We start from the raw sequence: 16,342 nt of genomic DNA, 5'->3' as shown, positions 1-16,342 counted from the left end.
CAAGATTGCAGACCGTGATGGCCTGTATGTTTTGGTTACACCAGCGGATTCGGTGTTCTTTCTGTAGTCTCTCTGTTTGTAGCCCAATAAAAAATCGTTTTCCCCGTTACTCGGGGGGATAGCCATGTTACCTGTCATCTTCTGGCAGACAAGTAGAATTCGCATATGGAAGGCGGATTTCGAAAATAAATTAGACATGGGCCAATTTCTGACCTGTCGCCATCATCATCCGGGCGTTTTACTCGATAACCACTGTCATTTCCTGCTTGGCATTTTGCATCGAAACGAGGGTGCGGAAGGATTTGATATTCCCTGAGGCGAAAAAGAGATCGCGGGTCAGGGCCTCGTATTCCGCCATATCGCGGACGTTCATTACCAGCAGGAAATCAAAATCGCCGGTAACGTAATAAACCTGTTGCACCTGCGGACAACTAACGAATCGCTGCTTATCTTCTTCCAGCAGATCGAGACGCTCATTTTCAATGGTGACCTGCGCCATGATAGTGATAGGGCGACCAACTTTTGTGGCGTCGATCAGGCTGACGCTGCCTCTAATAATACCGGCTTCTTCCAGTGCAGCGATCCGCCGATTGACTGCCGAGGGGGAAAGGCTGACGAGATCGGCGATCTCTCGTTGCGACAGGCGATTATTGCGCTGCAACAGTGTGAGGATTTTTTTATCCCAGGTGTCCAGTTTCATCGTTTCAACGGCCTTATAAAAGTGTGATACGCCTCACTAATGCAACTTTGTTGCGCCAGATAGGTAAATCAGATTGAAAATTGCGCCTCTTAGGGCAATTTTGCGCCATTTTACCGTTGGGGGCAGTGTACCATCTCAATCAGTGGGAAGACGATAAATCGTGTTTTTTAGCCGATAACGAATCAACCCACATTATTTCACAACCCGTTCATTCCGTTATTCGGCCTGCGCTTAATTTGGCCGCGTGGAGCTCTATGCCTGTTGTTTAGTGGGGGAATTAATTCATCGCGGCATGACGGTATGAATAAAAAAGGTGTATTTATGACGGACATAATGAAATACCAATTCAATTCTCGCCAAAAAGTTTATGGTCAGGGTGTCGATCTCAGCCTGCTCAATGACCGCGTCGGCGCAGACGTACAGGCTTTTCACCAGAAATTTCCTGACTACCGGGTAACGCCACTACGCAAGCTAGGCTATTTAAGCCAGCGTCTGGGGCTGGGGTCGCTGCATATTAAAGATGAGGCACAGCGATTCGGTCTTAATGCGTTTAAAGGGCTGGGTGGATCTTATGCTATGGGGAAATATCTCGCCGAACGACTTGGGCGTGACATTAATACCTTAAGCTTCGCCGATCTTAATTCGCCGGAAATTAAAGCCTGTATTAAAGATATTGTGTTTGTGACGGCCACCGACGGCAATCACGGGCGTGGCGTGGCGTGGGCGGCGGAGCAGCTTGGGTTACGGGCGGTGGTCTACATGCCGAAAGGTTCATCGCTGGTGCGGGCGCAAAATATTCGTCGACATGGCGCCGAATGCACCATTACCGATCTTAACTACGACGATACCGTGAGGCTGGCTGATAAAACCGCTAAAGAGCGCGGGTGGGTACTGTTGCAGGATACTGCCTGGCAAGGTTACGAACAGATTCCAACCTGGATCATGCAAGGTTATATGACGCTCGCCGTTGAAGCCTGGGATCAACTGATGCAAAGTGGGGCGCCGTTGCCGACACATCTCTTTTTGCAGGCTGGGGTTGGCTCTTTCGCGGGCAGCATCATGGGCTATTTCGTCGAAAAAATGCAGCAGCAAGCGCCGACAATCGTCATTGTCGAACCGCATAAAGCAAATTGTCTATACCGCTCGGCGACCATTAATGATGGTCAGCCGCACAGCGTCGGCGGCGATATGGCGACCCTGATGGCCGGACTTGCCTGCGGCGAGCCGAACATCACCAGTTGGCCGATGCTGCGCGACCATGCCCGCTGCTTTATCTCCGCTGACGATCATCTTGCCGCCAACGGTATGCGTTTGCTGGCTGCGCCGCGCCCCGGCACTGATGAACCCTTTATATCCGGCGAATCCGGCGCTATCGGCGCGGGGGTGCTGTATGCGCTGATGACCCAGCCGGAGTTTCGCCATCTCGCCGAATCGCTGCGCCTCAATGCCGATGCGCATGTCCTGTTAATCAGTACCGAAGGGGACACTTCCCCGGATGTCTATGAAGACATCGTCTGGTTTGGCCGCAATGGCTAACCGCCAACGGCAATAATAAGAGGGCCATCTTACCTACCCTACATGCCCTCGGTATGACATGCGTTCTGACAATAAATAAAACATATGCGATTTCGCGTAATGCTGAGAGAACATGACCGATGAATACTGAAACTGCTGTTACAGAAGAAAGAGGATATTGTAATTCCACAAAATGGCATGGCGAAGATACCGTTTGGGTGCTTGGCCTGTTCGGAACGGCGATTGGCGCCGGGGTGCTGTTTCTACCAATAAATGCCGGGATCGGCGGCTTTTGGCCGCTACTGATTGTTTTCGCTCTTGCTTTTCCGATTACCTATCTGGCGCATCGCGGACTGGCGCGCTTTATTTACTCTTCGAATACGCCGGAAAGCACCATTACCGATGTTATCGGCGAACATTTCGGCGCGCTGGCGGGGAAGGTGTTTACCGTTATCTATTTTTTCGCCGTCTATACCATTTTGATTATGTATGCAGTGGCGATCACCAATACTGCGCAGAGTTTTATCCGCCACCAGCTCGGCTTGGCGGAGCCGCCACGGGCGCTGGTGGCTATCGTGTTGATTCTCGGGCTGATGCTTATTGTCCGCCTGGGGCAGCGGCTGATCATGCGAGTGATGAGCACCCTGGTTTATCCCTTTATTATCTCGCTGATATTTATGTCGCTGTTTCTGATTCCGCACTGGAACGGCGCGATTTTTCACACCGTAAGCATTAGCGCGATGGGGGATGGGCGCAGCATTTTCTTGACGCTGTGGATGACGTTTCCGGTATTGGTGATGTCGTTTAACCACTATCCGATTATTTCGCCGATGGTCGTGCGCCAGAAACAGCGCTACGGCCTGGAGCTTGCCGAGCGCAAATGCGCACAGATTCAGCGCTATGGCATCCTGTTGATGATAGTGGTCGTGCTGTTTTTCGTCCTCAGTTGCGTGTTAAGTCTGTCGCCACAGCAACTGGCGGAAGCGAAGGCGCAAAACCTCTCAATACTTTCGTATCTTGCGAACCAGTTTGACACGCCAATTATTGCCTGGCTGTCGCCGATTATCGCTTTTGTCGCCATTACCAAATCATTTCTGGGCCACTATATCGGCGCGTATGAATCACTGCGAGACCTGATTCTTGAGGCTGCCGCCTCTCGGGGGAAAAAGCCAGGTATTCGCGCAGTTGACGCTGTTATCCTGGTTTTTATGGTTCTGACCTGCTGGTTCGCTGCCTATAAAAACCCCAGTATTCTCGGCATTATTGAGTGCATCAGCGGCCCTACTGGGGCGGCAATCCTACTGCTGTTACCGATGTATGCCATCCATAAATTACCGGTGCTGGCACCGTATCGCGGCAAAGCCAGCAACATTTTTGTCACCCTGATTGGGTTGATTACCGTATCTGCCATTTTTTACGGCATGTTCCAGTAACCACGATGAATAGCGAGATGTTTTTATGAGTCATTATCTGCAGATTAACGGCCAGCGGCTTATCGATTCTTTGTTCGCGCTCGGCGAATGTGGCGCGCTGGAGGGCGGGGGCGTCTGTCGCCTCGCGGCGACCGCGGAGGATAAAGCGGGCAGGGACTTTGTCGTTGCCAGAATGAAAGCGCTGGGTCTGGCAATCTATATCGATGCTATTGGCAATGTTACTGGCGTCTATGCCGGTGAAGAGGCGTTACCGATGGTCATGATGGGCTCGCATATTGACACCGTCGGCACTGGCGGTTTGTACGACGGCAATTACGGCGTGATGGCGGGTCTGGAGGTGATTGCCACTCTTTTAGAGGCGGGCATTCGTCCCCGTCGTCCGCTGGCGGTCACCTTCTTTACCAACGAAGAAGGTGTACGTTTTCAGCCCGATATGATGGGCAGCGTGGTGTTTGCTGGTGAATATCCTCTTGATGCAGCGTTGGCAGCGAAGGATCTTGATGGGGTAACTCTTGATGAGGCGTTATGCGAGATTGGTTACAAAGGCGCTTGTCGACCGGGCGACCTGTCGGTGGATAGCTACGTTGAGCTGCATATTGAACAGGGACCGATCCTCGACAAAGAGAGAATTGATATCGGAGTGGTAACCGGCGTGCAGGGGATTTCGTGGCAGGAATTTACGTTGACCGGTGTCTCCAACCATGCGGGCACCACGCCGATGAATATGCGCCACGATGCCGGACTGGCGGCGGCGAAAATTGCCGTATACGCCCGCGAACTGTCGCTTACTCTTGGTGGCGATCAGGTGTCTACTGCCGGACATATGGTCTTTAAACCGAACCTGATTAACGTGATTCCCAACCATGTCGTGATGACGGTGGATTTGCGCAATACCGATAATGAGACCTTAAAACTGGCGGAACAACGGCTTGCCGAGTTTGTCGCCAGAACGTCGCAAGAAGAGGGCGTCGAAATAACCAGTCGTTCGCTGGTGCGTTTTAACCCGGTTATTTTTGCCGATGAAATTGTCAATGCCGTAGAAGACGAGGCAAAGCGTCAGGCGCTGAGTTGTAGGCGTCTGCCGAGCGGTGCAGGTCATGATGCGCAGTTTATGGCCTCGGTTTGCCCGGCCGGGATGATCTTCGTCCCCTGCGTTGATGGCATTAGTCACAACGTCAAAGAGCATAGCGAAGCCAAAGACCTGATTGCCGGTGCCAACGTGCTGCTGCAGGTGGTATTACAACGCGCCCAGCGCGCGGAATAGCGTTTTACAGGAGAATAATATGAATCAGGAACAGTTAAAGCAGCAGCTTATTGCATGGCGTCGTCATCTGCATGCCAACCCGGAAAGTGCCTTTGAAGAGGTAAAAACTGCGCAATTCATCGCCGAAAAACTCGAGGCGATGGGGATCGAAGTGCATCGTAACATTGGTAAAACCGGGCTGGTGGGTGTGCTGAAATGCGGTGACGGAAAGGGCGTTATCGCTATTCGCGCCGATATTGACGCTATCCAGTTGACAGAACAGGGCGAGCGGTCTTATCGCTCGGGCGCCGCTGAACGTATGCACGGTTGTGGACATGACGGCCATACCTGCATTGCGCTGGGTGCTGCGCAGTTGCTGTTGCAGCGCCGGAACTTCAATGGCACCGTCTGTTTTGTTTTTCAGCCCGCTGAAGAGCCGGGTTACGGTGCGAATGCGATGATGGCGGACGGCGTTATCGAGCGTTTTGCCATTGAAGAGATTTATGGTCTGCACAATATGCCAGGCATGAAGGCTGGAACCATCGCTACACGGGTGGGGGGGATTATGGCCAGTGAAGATAACTTTATTATTCGCATTACCGGTCAGGGGGCACATGCCGCACGTCCGCATATGAGTAAAGATCCGTTGGTGATTGCGGCGGAGATTATTCTGGCGCTGCAAACCATCGTTTCGCGCAACGTCGATCCTAACGTGCCGGCGGTTATTTCATGTACGGAACTGCACACCGATGGCATCCGCAATGCCATTCCCACCCATGTTGAAATTAAGGGCGATACCCGCAGCTACTCCCCTGAGGTGCAGACCTTGCTGGAAGAACGGATGCGAACCATCAGCGAAGCAATTTGCGCGATGCATGGGGCGCAGTGCGAGTTTATTTATACGCACGAGTTCGCGCCAACGGTGAATTGGCAACATTGCGTGGACGTGGCGGTGAACGCGGCAGAGAACGTTGTGGGGGAGAAGAACGTCGATGGCAATGTCGCGCAGATGATGATCTCGGAAGACTTCGGCGCTTTCCTGCAGAAAATTCCAGGCTGCTTTGTCTTTTTAGGTAACGGCGATGCGTCAGACCCGCAGGGCAATACGCCGCTGCACAATGCCTGTTATGACTTTAACGATGAAATTTTACTAACCGGCGCGGAATATTTTGCCGAGATCGTCAGAATCCGCCTGTCGCAGTAATGCCCGGTCAGTTTTCAGAAGGACCGGCAGACAGCCGGTCCTCAAGGGCGGTTATTTCAGCTCCAGTGTGGTTATCACACGGGCAATATCCGCGATATCACCTGCTGACAAAGGCTGCAGGGGGCGAGGGAGGCAGTCCGTATCGGTAAGTCCAAGCACGCCTGCGGCAGCAGCAATAACGCGGATGCTTCCGCCATGTTTACGGAACAGCGCCCACAATGGCTCAAGGCGCGTTGTCAGGGCAGTAACGCGTTCATGATCGTTCGCCGCCGCTGCGTCAGTAATTTGTTTCGCCATCACCGGAAACAAACCACCGCTAACGGAGTACCACACTTCACAGCCGGCGTTTAATCCCAGCCCTGCATAAGCATCCCCACTGATACCGATGGTTACGTCAGGGCGCAGGTATTGACGCAATCCCTCTACCCGCTCTCTCGCTGCAGTCGGGCTATCCGGGACACCAGGGAGCTTGACCGAGCGAACCCCCTCCAGTGAGGATAGACGCCCGTGCAGTTCATCCGTAAAGGTAAAATGTGTGGTGCCCGGGTTATCATAGATGCACACCGGCACAGACGCGTGTCGGGTAACGGTCTCAAATAGTGCGAAGACTTCTTCGTCACGGAGCGGCTGGTAGCAGACAGCCGGGAGCAGCAGGGCATTTGCGCCCGCGGCTTGCGCATCGTCTGACAGATGCAGGATGGCTTCCGTGCTGACAGCTCCCACACACACCATGACAGGGATCTCTCCGGCGTGCTGTGTTGCCAGAATCGCGATGCGCTTGCGTTGCTCCCGGGTCAGATAAGCGTAGCTTCCGGTTGACCCCAGGATACCCATAGAATCAACCCGGGCTTCTGTTAGGCGAGAAAGAATATGACTGAAGCCCTTTTCATCCACGCCGCTGGTGGTGACTGGAGTTAAGGGAAACGCAGACAAGCCAGTAAACATAGGTGTTTGTCCTGAATAAAATTACTGGTGCTGATCTTCGATGAGAGTAATTTCAAACCACAGACCTGGCATCATTTCTTCCAGACCGTCAGTCAGCATTCTTCCTGCTTCATGAAGCTTTTCCAGCGGCATCTGTGGCAGACTTTCCAGAATAAACCACATTTGCTGCGCTTCAACACTTAAACGTGTCCTTATCCCTTGCCTCCAGTTCCAGCGACGGCAGGTGACGCCAGCATTGTCACGCCAGATAACCTCTCCGGGGGAGGGATACTCGATAACAGGTGCGCCTTCTTTCATCGTGTCAAAGGGCTCGGTACCTTCCGCAATGGTCAGACGCGGAATACCCTGGTAAGCGGAAATATTTTCGCCACCAACCGGAACGGCATAGCGGAGGCTGACGGCGTTATAAAGATCAACAACAGGATCCAGTGCTGGCATCATGCCATCACGAAGCACGCGCTTACGTAGCGCATCAGCTGAACAAGGCGTGCGCTTTGGTTTGGCGCCAAATGATTGAAAAACGCCAGCCCATGCGGCCAGATGAGACTCCGCCCATTCCGGTCTGCCTGCCAGAACCGCCTCACAAGCTTCCAGCAAGGCGGCCCTGCCAACGTCAGGATTCAGTACCGGCGCGGCTTTTACGTAGATACTAAGCGCTCGAAAACCGGGAGCAATACGATAAACTTCCGGGGCAATTGACGGAGAATGTGTTAACACGGGATAATCCTGTAATGACCAATTTATTTTATGATATCGACCAATGACCAAAAAAGTCAACATAATGACCGATGCGGGTGCAGATGTCAGCACCGTCAATGAAGCTGTTTCGCAGCGAATTAAGCAGTACCGTAAACAAAAAAAAATGTCGCTTGATGAGCTGTCCAGGCAGGCAAATGTCAGTAAGGGAGCGCTGGTCGAGATTGAAGGATGTAAGGCCAATCCCAGTATTGCGCTGTTATGCCGTCTGGCAGCCGCAATGGGGGTATCGGTGGCTGATTTTGTCGATGTAGGAACAAAACCAACCGTCCATCTTATTGCTGAAGGTGAGATCCCTGAACTCTGGAAAGGCGACAAAGGAGGAAGAGCAAGGCTTCTTGCTGGTTCCGGAGGGCCGGATATGACAGAGCTCTGGATGTGGGAAATGCAGCCAGGAGAAAAGTTTGCTTCTCCCGGTCACTCTACGGGAACACTTGAATTGTTTTATGTACAAACGGGGACGCTCACGCTTGGCGTACAAGAGCATCTGTATCTGGTTAATTCCGGTTGTTCTGCAACTGCCAGAACGGATGTCCCTCATTTCTATGAAAACCGGGGTGAGAGCCCACTGATATTTATCATGACAGTGAATGAGAAAGCATCCTGAGTAACTCGTAAGAATGAGATGTGTAGGGATAAAAATCGTCCGGACATACGCTCAAGATCTATTTCTCAGAGATAACTACGGCTGGCTTTGTTCCCGATATACCTGTCTGCCAGATCCCGTGCTTTGTCATCTCCGGAAACAGAAGGCTGGTGAAGGATACCAGCCTCTCGGGCATTTTCATCGCATAGCGATGCTGTTTAATCACTGACCTGCTTTGTTTTGACTATCCCCAGACAACAGTACCTTCCTTAAAGCTGTGATGATGAATATAACCATCTGATTTTATATATTTTCATCGTTATACCTATTCTGTCATTAGCGTCTCTGACTTACTGAGTCATACATACATAATCTGCGTTTTTTGGGGTCACCTTTCAAAAGATTTATAGATCTTGGTCAATATACTGACCTTTTTATACCAATAATATGACCGGTAGATCCTGGCGATCACACTGGCTGATCCCGAGGATCAAGGTACTTTATACAAAGATATTTGGACTAATAAGGCAATTTGAAGAAGAAGAAAACGCGGCCACTGGTCTTACTGCTCTGTCAGTTTGACTCACTGGCACGTGTTCAAAAATCTCAGCAAAAGCCATAACAGAGATAACATACATGATAAAACCAACGGACTATGAACCTGAACCAGGTCTGGGGAAACATAGCTGGCCACAGGTAATCAAATGGCTACTCATCATTCTGGTCATTTATGCAGTATGCAGTGTTTTTATTTCAAATCCTTTTTCTATTTTTGTGGACAGAGTAACTCCCGTAGATTACTCAAGAATAATGTATTTTCATGGCTTGTCTGTAGGTCTTGCTGGTCTGACTGCTCTACTGGTTAGTCAGATTTATGGTCTTGACGGAAAATTCAAAAAAATTATTTTCTATTGCACAATCGCCACAATTTTAATTGGTGTAAGTGGTGGTGCGATCAATCGTTCTATGGAATACAGCAAGCTTGCATTGTGGTACCAAATTCTTTCTTTTTTATCGCTTGATGTGATACTGATAACAATGTTATCAGGACTTATTCTGTCAAAAAATAAAGAATTAAAGTCATCACGAACATATTATCTGGTTATAGCCGCATCCTGCACAGCTGTCATTGCCGCACTGGTTGGCGATTTAGCCGGGTTCATTCTTGATTTTGGCGATTGGCTGGGAATATTAGGTTGGTATGCTGGTAAGATTGGTTATACCCTACCGGAATGGCAGGACAATTTACTACGCTCTCACTCTGACATGATGGTAGTGGCTGTCATTGGTCTTATACTGTCGGCAGTGACCTGGAGATACGGGAGATATTTATCCGGATATGCTGCAAAGATAAAAGCAACTGGTGAATGGCTGGTTATTTTTGGGCTGGTTGCTGTTGTTATTATTTTAGTGGTATCAGGTTTCGGTGGTTCTCATTTACAGATCCCTCATATATTTACAGAAAAAGGATTCTTTGAACCCAGAGGCCATAGTGTGGCTGGTATTGATTTAGGTGATTTCACAATCGGTACCTTTATTTTATGCGGCGGTTTACTTCTGATTGGCGCAATACTTTTCGGAAAAGGGAAAAATGGCGTCAAACTAAACAAATCCAGCAAGTACACTCTTATGGGATCTTCCTTACATGGTGTAGCATAGTGATTACCGTAGCAGGTATGGGGTTCCTGGAAGAGTATCGAGCCGATCTTTATAACTCAGCTAACCCTGTGCCACTAGGGGAGTATGGTTTTGCATTCCGCATGCTGCATCTTGATGTCAGTTTGATATTATTTCCGGCTATTATGGTTGTTATGTTGTTTGCCCAGCATCTACTGAAGGATGAACAGACAAAACTTATCCAATGGGTTTTACGCACCGGTGTCTTGCTTTGCTCTATTGGATCCCTGATATACATGATACTGAACCCCCAGGCCTTTGGTCCCGGTTACTGGGTCGTCGGCTCCGGTTTCATATTTGTTGTAATGGGGATGTGCTACTTTTTTGTTAAAAGCGATAATCACATTAAAGAAAGATTTAATCAGTAAACCATCATCTGGATCCTTTAAACGGATACAGACGATGGCTGTTGGTTACGTATTACAGATCAGGTGCCACCATTAAGGTGGCATCATTAGTTTGATCTCATCTGAATGTTGTAGTCTGTTATGCAGACTACAACATTACTCAGAGTTTATAGTGTCGACCAGAAGGGGCTATGTCCGGAACCATGAATTAGGTTCATATGCCATGTTGGTTCCGTAGAGCAGGACTGTCCTGATGCGTTCATAAAGGCTGATATCGCAGCCTTTATCCTTTCTTACCCTCTTCTTTAACAGAACAACCTCATCTGTATTAATGAATGCCATGCATAGGTCAAATCAGAGATGACTGGGTAATCACGGCGGGGTTTCTGGCCTAAAATAGTGTTTTAACATGACAGGGGCTTGGCCGTGGAATACTCAGTACTAAGTAACAACTGCAGAATGCCGATGGTTGGTTTTGGCGTTTTTAAGGTCACCGATAAGGAAGAGTGTAAGCAGTCAGTTCTAAGCGCTATTCGCACCGGTTACCGCCTCATCGATACCGCAGCCGTATACAGCAATGAAGATGCCGTGGGTGAGGCGGTTCGTGCAGCCATTGCCGAAGGTCTGTGTACCCGCGAGGAGTTATTTATCACTTCTAAGCTGTGGGTCCAGGATATGGCCAACTACGATATGGCTAAAGCCGGTATTGAGGCGTCGCTGAAAAAATCGGGCCTGGAATATTTTGATCTTTATTTATTGCATCAGGCCATGGGCGATTATTTCAGCGCCTGGCGCGCTCTGGAAGAGGCTTATGAAGCCGGTAAACTGAAGGCCATTGGCGTCTCCAACTTCTATGCGCATGTGTTAGCTAACTTCTGTGAAACCGTCAGAATTCAGCCGATGGTGAACCAGGTCGAATTGCATCCTTACTTTGCGCAACCTGTAGCCATTGAAACGATGAAGCGCTACAACGTTCAGCCTGAAGCCTGGGCGCCGTTAGGCGGTGGGAGGCATAAACCATATGAAGATGAAATGCTTCAGGGAATTGCGGATACCCACAAAAAAACCGTTGCTCAGGTTGTTCTGCGCTGGAACGTGCAGCGCGGCGTGACGGTGATTCCTAAATCCACCCGGCAGGAGCGTATTGCAGAGAATTTTGCCATCTGGGATTTCTCACTCACGGATAGTGAAATGGCGCAAATCAGCGCGCTGGATCTAGGCTATGTGGGTGAGGCGGTGAAGCATTTTAATCCTGAATTCGTTCGCGGCTGCCTTGGCGTTAAAATCCACGACTGACCGTGTTGAAAACGTCGCGAGCTCGTAAAACGGACAACTTTTTTGCCTGCGTTAAAATGGCTGGTGTGATTTTCCGCCAGCCATTTTAGGTTTCCGGGGGCTGGTGTTCACGGCAAATCAGCAACGAATCCTCTTCACTTAACACCTCTTTCGTCAGATTACAAAATCCCTGTCCACCCGTTTTTTGGTGGAATAGACAGCTATGGCAAAGACCAAAGCCAGGCACATTGTTGGTCCGCTGGATCCCACGTAACAGTTCAAATAGTAGCTCTTTAAGTACCGTCGCGCGTTCACCCATCGCCGTTTCACCCGCCACTAAAAACGTCGGCGGGAGCAGGGCATCCAGTAACGTACCGGCTGATTCAGTTAACTGTAAATGTACGCTGCGTTTATCGCGGGCATCCTGCTTGCGAACAATCAGTCCTTTGCTTTCCAGGAGCTTCAGCGATTGCGATACGGTGCCTTTGGTGAGACCGAGGTAGTCCGTTACGCCAAGCGGCGTATTGGAATAACGGTTGCAACGGGCCAGATACATTAACGCGCTGAGTTGTACCGGCTGCAGATCCGCCAGTAATGGATGTTGGCGAAACCACATCCGTGTCAGGCTGGAAAGCCTGTCCAGGACATCGAAAAGTGACATGTCGTGCATAACAACTTCCTCCTCGACATATAGTATCGATTAAAAACTATATTGACAAAGCATAAAAGTGGCGTAGCATAAATTATAGTATCGAATCGATACTATAATTTAAAAGGAGATCCATCATGACGAAAGCCCGTTTTTATCATGCCGGTTGCCCGGTTTGCGTTTCCGCAGAACAAGCGCTGCTTCAGCATCTGTCCTCTGATGTTGAAGTCGATGTTATTCATCTGGGAGAACAACCTGGCCGGGTTGCGGAAGCCGAACTGGCTGGCGTGAAGTCCGTTCCGGCGCTGGTGATCGACGGCAATGTGCTGCATATCAATTTTGGCGCCCCCATTGAAGCGCTGAAATAACCCGGTGCGTTCGGGAAGTGGCATAAGCAATTTCCCGAACATACGGAGCTGTAAGGAAGGGACGTTATGAATGCGACGGGAAAATACCATCCGATAGATTGCGATCTTCATGATTATCTGGAGGTCGCCTGCCTGTACCATTATTGGTTGCGTATTGAGCTAACCGATGGCACGTGTATGAATGCCAGAGCGTTGACCACCTGCACCACCAGAGATAAAGAAGAATTTCTGCTGGTGGAATGCCATGACAACCAACAAAAAATTCGTCTGGATCGTTTGTCTGCGATCGCGACGCTGACGGCCGGGGCGACGTTTAGCGTCGTGGGTTTTCGTTGAGTAACGACGCAACAAATTCGCTGCTGCTATACGGTATAAATACGAATGTCATGCGCCTGGAAAGCCGTGGCATACTCTTTGCTGATATTTTCCTCCACGACAATCACATCAATATTGCTGCTTTCGGTGACGACATAACGGGCGACGGCCGGGATCTTTTCCGCCGTCAGTGCGACGATAGTTTCATCGCACTGTTTTATTACCGCCTTTTTGAACTCGCAATCCGCATAATCAAATCCGGTTAAGCCGGATTCTGGCGACATCGCGCAGCCGCCAATAAAACCCTGATCGAATAAGATGTTCTGCACTTGTGCGGTAGCGGTGGACCCCACACATCCTCCCGAGGATCTCTGCACCGCGCCGCCCAACATGATGACCTCAAACAGCGGTTTTTCCAGCAAAACGGCGGCAATCTCTGGTGAGTTGGTCACTACGGTTAATGCCAGTTCGGCGGGCAGAGCTTCAGCCATCGCTAAATTTGTGCTGCCCGTGTCGATAAAAATGCAGCTTCCGGATTTGACCAACCGGGCGCACCTCTGCGCGATACTGTTTTTTTTCGCCACATTAATGCTCTTGCGTACGGCGATGTCTTCGGATTCAGGAAGGGTAATGACCGCGCCGCCATAAACCTTTTTACACACGCCATCTTTACTCAGCTCATGCAGGTCGCGGCGGATCGTATGTTCAGAAACGCCTAACCGACTGGCGAGCTCGGAACAAATGACTCTGCCGTTTTCCTGCAAGATCTGATAGATAAGCGCCTGGCGCTGTTCCGGGAAAGCAGCATAATCGAGCATAAATACTCCAGTTAAATAAAAATATCCAGCAGAATCACGCATGATCGTGCATTATGATTAACGATGTCAACATTCTTGAGAACATACTGTTCGGAATACAACGAGAAGAGGTTCGCGATGAAGATTGCGCATATGGCTTTATGGACACAGGATCTCGAGCAGCAAGCGCGTTTCTGGGTCACGTTCTTTGACGGCAAGATTAACGAAAAATACTGCAGTAAAACCAACCCTGGATTTGAATCTTATTTTGTTCGTATTGGTGATGAGATTGCGATTGAAATAATGACCAAACCGGGCCTGACAAGATGGCAGCCAGACAATAACACCTGCGGATGGGTGCACCTTGCACTCTCTGTCGGCTGCGCGGCAAAAGTTGATGCCATCGCGAAACGCGCTCAGGAACAGGGGCTTTTAACTTCTGCTCCACGAACTACCGGTGATGGCTATTACGAAGCGGTAATACGAGATCCTGATGGTAATTTCATTGAGATTGTCGCCTAAAGCTGTACAAATTTCCCAGCTGATAAATGGCATCGGTGGCTGATTATTGATGAATATTTTTCATAGGTTCGTTCTAAATTAACCCTCTAATCATCGGTGCGTTGGGTCTCTATAATTTTACTGTTTCAGTACCCACCGGCAGTACGCTGGCGTTATTTTGGAGAATCAAACATGCAACATCAACTGGATGCCAGACAGCAGGCAATCATACCTATTGCCGCGTTCACCGCTACAGGTCAGAGTGAAAAACTGGATGCAGCATTAAATGCCGGGCTGGATGCGGGACTCACCCTCAATGAAGCGAAGGAAATTCTGCAACAGCTCTATGCTTACTGCGGTTTCCCCCGCAGCCTGAACGGACTTGCTTGTTTAATGTCCGTGGTTAAAAACCGTAGAGAAAGAGGAATTACCGACCCAGAGGGAAATCCGGCCACGCCGCCGACGGAGGGCTGGGACAGTTTCCTGGCGGGGAGTTGCACCCAGACCCAGCTCGTCGGACATCCGGTCAGTGGGCCGCTGTTCGATTTTGCGCCTGCCATTGATGTCTGGCTAAAGGCACATTTATTTGGCGATATTTTTCAGCGTGATGTCCTCAACTGGAAGATGCGGGAGCTGGCGACGATTTCTGCGTTAGCGGTATTAGGCGGTGTGGACAGTCAACTGAAGAGCCATTTTGCTATCTGTCTGAATATCGGCATTACCACTGACCAACTCATTGAATTTATTTCAATACTCGAACAGCATTGTGGTAGTGAGATAGCAACTAATGCCCGCGCGTTTGTTGATGAATGTTGCGGTTAAGGTAATACCTAATCCCTGAGGAAATCTTAATGGTCATGAACGTGAAGGGTTATGCCGCTCTGGCGGTGAAAGAAGATCTGGTTCCACACAGCTTTGTTCGTCGCGATCCGCGCGAAGATGACGTGGTTATCGATATCTTCCATCCCAGCGAGGACAGATGAGAAATCAGTTGCTCATTTTGTGGGATCCCTTTTCGCTTCAGAGAATCTCTGCCCATCAGACGATGACGTTGTTCCATCGCCCAAGGTTGATGCCATCAGCCAGCATGGTGATCAGTAACAGCTTTCTGTCTTTAGGTCTGACGTGATTATTTTTGAGGTGTGTGAAATGTCGGGTAAAACCCATCCAGCCATCCACTTCATACAGCATTTCAGTAAGTTAAGGGTGAGGCAGCATGCCATAAACCAGATCGCCAAAAGGGGATGCTGCGGAAGGAACACTGTTATCCAGCGGGGTAATTTTGACGCCTTTATCCGATATATCAACATCGGGCAAATCTCCGGCCAGCGCCATCGCATTCACTTCCTCCAGGCGCGATGCCAGAAGCGTTATACGGCTCCCGATGTAATCATAGCAATCGGTTGGAATAGCGAGGGGTAACTGGTTATCCCGGAGTGATTTTTCAAAATCGCAAGACGGGATCAGATAATCATCGAAATTCCTGTAGCGACGTGATCCTTTCACACAGATGTCAGCTGAACGTAAAGTTCCCTTCAGCTCATTCAGTACGCAAAATTCGTAATATGCTTGACTGCATGGAAAGGGCGATGTGTTGATTGTCACCAAACTTGATCGTCTCGGACGTAATGCAATGTACATCAGAAAGACAGTTGAACTGCTGGCGGGCTCTGAAATTCGGGTTCACTGTCGCGCACTGGGTGGTGTGGACCTCACCAGCCCTGCCGGGAAAATGACCATGCAGGTGATCTCGGCAGTGGCAGAATTTGAGCGTGATCTACTCATTGAGCGCACAATACTCTGGTATTGCGCGGGCAAAAGCATCAGGGAAACGCTTTGGACGCCCCTCCGCACTGAATGATGAACAGAAGCAATTAGTCCTGGAACGTCTCAACATGGGGATGACTGTGAGTGCTGTGGCCCGTGAATTCAGCACCACCCGACAGACTATTCTCAGGGTAAAAGCAGCCGGTTCAGAGAATTAGAGCGCTGCATCTTACAAAATTTTACTTTTGTGTTCCCTTTCGGAAA

General features: G+C 49.8%; 17 protein-coding genes and 3 pseudogenes. 14 read left to right on the top strand and 6 right to left on the bottom strand.

Annotation, left to right across the window (positions count from 1 at the left end):
- Positions 1-238 precede the first annotated feature (238 nt).
- Positions 239-700, bottom strand: coding sequence for an Lrp/AsnC family transcriptional regulator (locus tag OGV69_RS14285; RefSeq protein ID WP_038640872.1), 462 nt, complete (start codon positions 698-700; stop codon positions 239-241).
- 333 nt (positions 701-1,033) lie between these two features.
- Between OGV69_RS14285 and dpaL the strand changes: the two genes are divergently transcribed.
- The 4 genes from dpaL to OGV69_RS14265 all read left to right on the top strand — a co-directional run bounded on the left by dpaL (position 1,034) and on the right by OGV69_RS14265 (position 6,095).
- Positions 1,034-2,236: a diaminopropionate ammonia-lyase gene (dpaL, locus tag OGV69_RS14280; protein WP_051594545.1), complete on the top strand. Its 1,203-nt coding sequence runs from the start codon at positions 1,034-1,036 to the stop codon at positions 2,234-2,236.
- A gap of 119 nt (positions 2,237-2,355) precedes the next feature.
- Positions 2,356-3,648, top strand: a complete 1,293-nt coding sequence (locus OGV69_RS14275; RefSeq protein WP_038640870.1) for an aromatic amino acid transport family protein — start codon at positions 2,356-2,358, stop codon at positions 3,646-3,648.
- 25 nt (positions 3,649-3,673) lie between these two features.
- Positions 3,674-4,912, top strand: a complete 1,239-nt coding sequence (locus tag OGV69_RS14270) for a Zn-dependent hydrolase (RefSeq protein WP_069324999.1) — start codon at positions 3,674-3,676, stop codon at positions 4,910-4,912.
- A 19-nt stretch (positions 4,913-4,931) separates the two neighbouring features.
- Positions 4,932-6,095, top strand: a complete 1,164-nt coding sequence (locus OGV69_RS14265; protein WP_038640867.1) for a M20 aminoacylase family protein — start codon at positions 4,932-4,934, stop codon at positions 6,093-6,095.
- Between the two features lie 51 nt (positions 6,096-6,146).
- Here the strand turns inward: OGV69_RS14265 and OGV69_RS14260 are convergent, their stop codons facing one another.
- Together OGV69_RS14260 and OGV69_RS14255 are read right to left on the bottom strand one after the other, a co-directional pair.
- On the bottom strand, positions 6,147-7,040 hold the full coding sequence (locus OGV69_RS14260) for a dihydrodipicolinate synthase family protein (protein ID WP_069325000.1): 894 nt from the start codon (positions 7,038-7,040) through the stop codon (positions 6,147-6,149).
- 21 nt (positions 7,041-7,061) lie between these two features.
- Complete coding sequence (locus tag OGV69_RS14255) at positions 7,062-7,757, bottom strand: B3/B4 domain-containing protein (RefSeq protein ID WP_069325001.1); 696 nt, start codon at positions 7,755-7,757, stop codon at positions 7,062-7,064.
- 43 nt (positions 7,758-7,800) lie between these two features.
- Between OGV69_RS14255 and OGV69_RS14250 the strand changes: the two genes are divergently transcribed.
- The 4 genes from OGV69_RS14250 (at position 7,801) to OGV69_RS14235 (ending at position 11,702) form a co-directional block, all read left to right on the top strand.
- Positions 7,801-8,403 (top strand): helix-turn-helix domain-containing protein, encoded by a 603-nt coding sequence (locus OGV69_RS14250; protein WP_069325002.1) that lies wholly within the window; start codon positions 7,801-7,803, stop codon positions 8,401-8,403.
- Between the two features lie 615 nt (positions 8,404-9,018).
- Positions 9,019-10,041 (top strand): hypothetical protein, encoded by a 1,023-nt coding sequence (locus tag OGV69_RS14245; protein ID WP_218069356.1) that lies wholly within the window; start codon positions 9,019-9,021, stop codon positions 10,039-10,041.
- Positions 10,041-10,427, top strand: coding sequence for a hypothetical protein (locus tag OGV69_RS14240; protein ID WP_218069357.1), 387 nt, complete (start codon positions 10,041-10,043; stop codon positions 10,425-10,427). Before OGV69_RS14245 ends, OGV69_RS14240 begins: the two co-directional genes overlap by 1 nt.
- Positions 10,428-10,832: 405 nt before the next feature.
- Entirely contained in the window at positions 10,833-11,702 is an 870-nt protein-coding gene (locus OGV69_RS14235; RefSeq protein WP_038640858.1) for an aldo/keto reductase, read from the top strand.
- A gap of 85 nt (positions 11,703-11,787) precedes the next feature.
- Here OGV69_RS14235 and OGV69_RS14230 read toward each other — a convergent pair whose 3' ends face one another.
- Entirely contained in the window at positions 11,788-12,351 is a 564-nt protein-coding gene (locus OGV69_RS14230; RefSeq protein WP_069325003.1) for a MarR family winged helix-turn-helix transcriptional regulator, read from the bottom strand.
- Positions 12,352-12,467: 116 nt separating this feature from the next.
- On the opposite strand from OGV69_RS14230, the gene OGV69_RS14225 reads away from it, so the two are divergent.
- Both OGV69_RS14225 and OGV69_RS14220 read left to right on the top strand, forming a co-directional pair.
- On the top strand, positions 12,468-12,698 hold the full coding sequence (locus tag OGV69_RS14225; protein ID WP_038640854.1) for a glutaredoxin family protein: 231 nt from the start codon (positions 12,468-12,470) through the stop codon (positions 12,696-12,698).
- A 66-nt stretch (positions 12,699-12,764) separates the two neighbouring features.
- Entirely contained in the window at positions 12,765-13,034 is a 270-nt protein-coding gene (locus tag OGV69_RS14220; protein ID WP_069325004.1) for a Rho-binding antiterminator, read from the top strand.
- 26 nt (positions 13,035-13,060) lie between these two features.
- On the opposite strand, the gene OGV69_RS14215 is transcribed toward OGV69_RS14220, so the two are convergent.
- On the bottom strand, positions 13,061-13,831 hold the full coding sequence (locus OGV69_RS14215; protein ID WP_069325005.1) for a DeoR/GlpR family DNA-binding transcription regulator: 771 nt from the start codon (positions 13,829-13,831) through the stop codon (positions 13,061-13,063).
- 117 nt (positions 13,832-13,948) lie between these two features.
- On the opposite strand from OGV69_RS14215, the gene OGV69_RS14210 reads away from it, so the two are divergent.
- From OGV69_RS14210 to OGV69_RS14200, 3 genes and pseudogenes are all read left to right on the top strand, one after another.
- Positions 13,949-14,332, top strand: coding sequence for a VOC family protein (locus OGV69_RS14210; protein ID WP_069325006.1), 384 nt, complete (start codon positions 13,949-13,951; stop codon positions 14,330-14,332).
- Positions 14,333-14,452: 120 nt separating this feature from the next.
- Positions 14,453-15,133 carry a carboxymuconolactone decarboxylase family protein gene (locus tag OGV69_RS14205; protein WP_255366012.1) on the top strand — a complete coding sequence of 227 codons (681 nt, stop codon included), beginning with the start codon at positions 14,453-14,455 and terminating at the stop codon, positions 15,131-15,133.
- Positions 15,134-15,162: 29 nt separating this feature from the next.
- Positions 15,163-15,276 (top strand): annotated as a pseudogene (locus OGV69_RS14200) (NAD(P)-dependent alcohol dehydrogenase); the annotation flags it as partial.
- 97 nt (positions 15,277-15,373) lie between these two features.
- Here the strand turns inward: OGV69_RS14200 and OGV69_RS14195 are convergent.
- A pseudogene (locus OGV69_RS14195) lies at positions 15,374-15,880 on the bottom strand (Tn3 family transposase); the annotation flags it as partial.
- 16 nt (positions 15,881-15,896) lie between these two features.
- Here OGV69_RS14195 and OGV69_RS14190 point away from each other — a divergent pair.
- Positions 15,897-16,296, top strand: a pseudogene (locus OGV69_RS14190) (recombinase family protein); the annotation flags it as partial.
- Positions 16,297-16,342 lie beyond the last annotated feature (46 nt).

It is taken from the genome of Citrobacter sp. Cc139 (assembly GCF_030334645.1).
GTDB classification, from domain to species: Bacteria; Pseudomonadota; Gammaproteobacteria; order Enterobacterales; family Enterobacteriaceae; genus Citrobacter; species Citrobacter werkmanii.
This window is presented reverse-complemented; position numbering and strand designations above follow the sequence as displayed.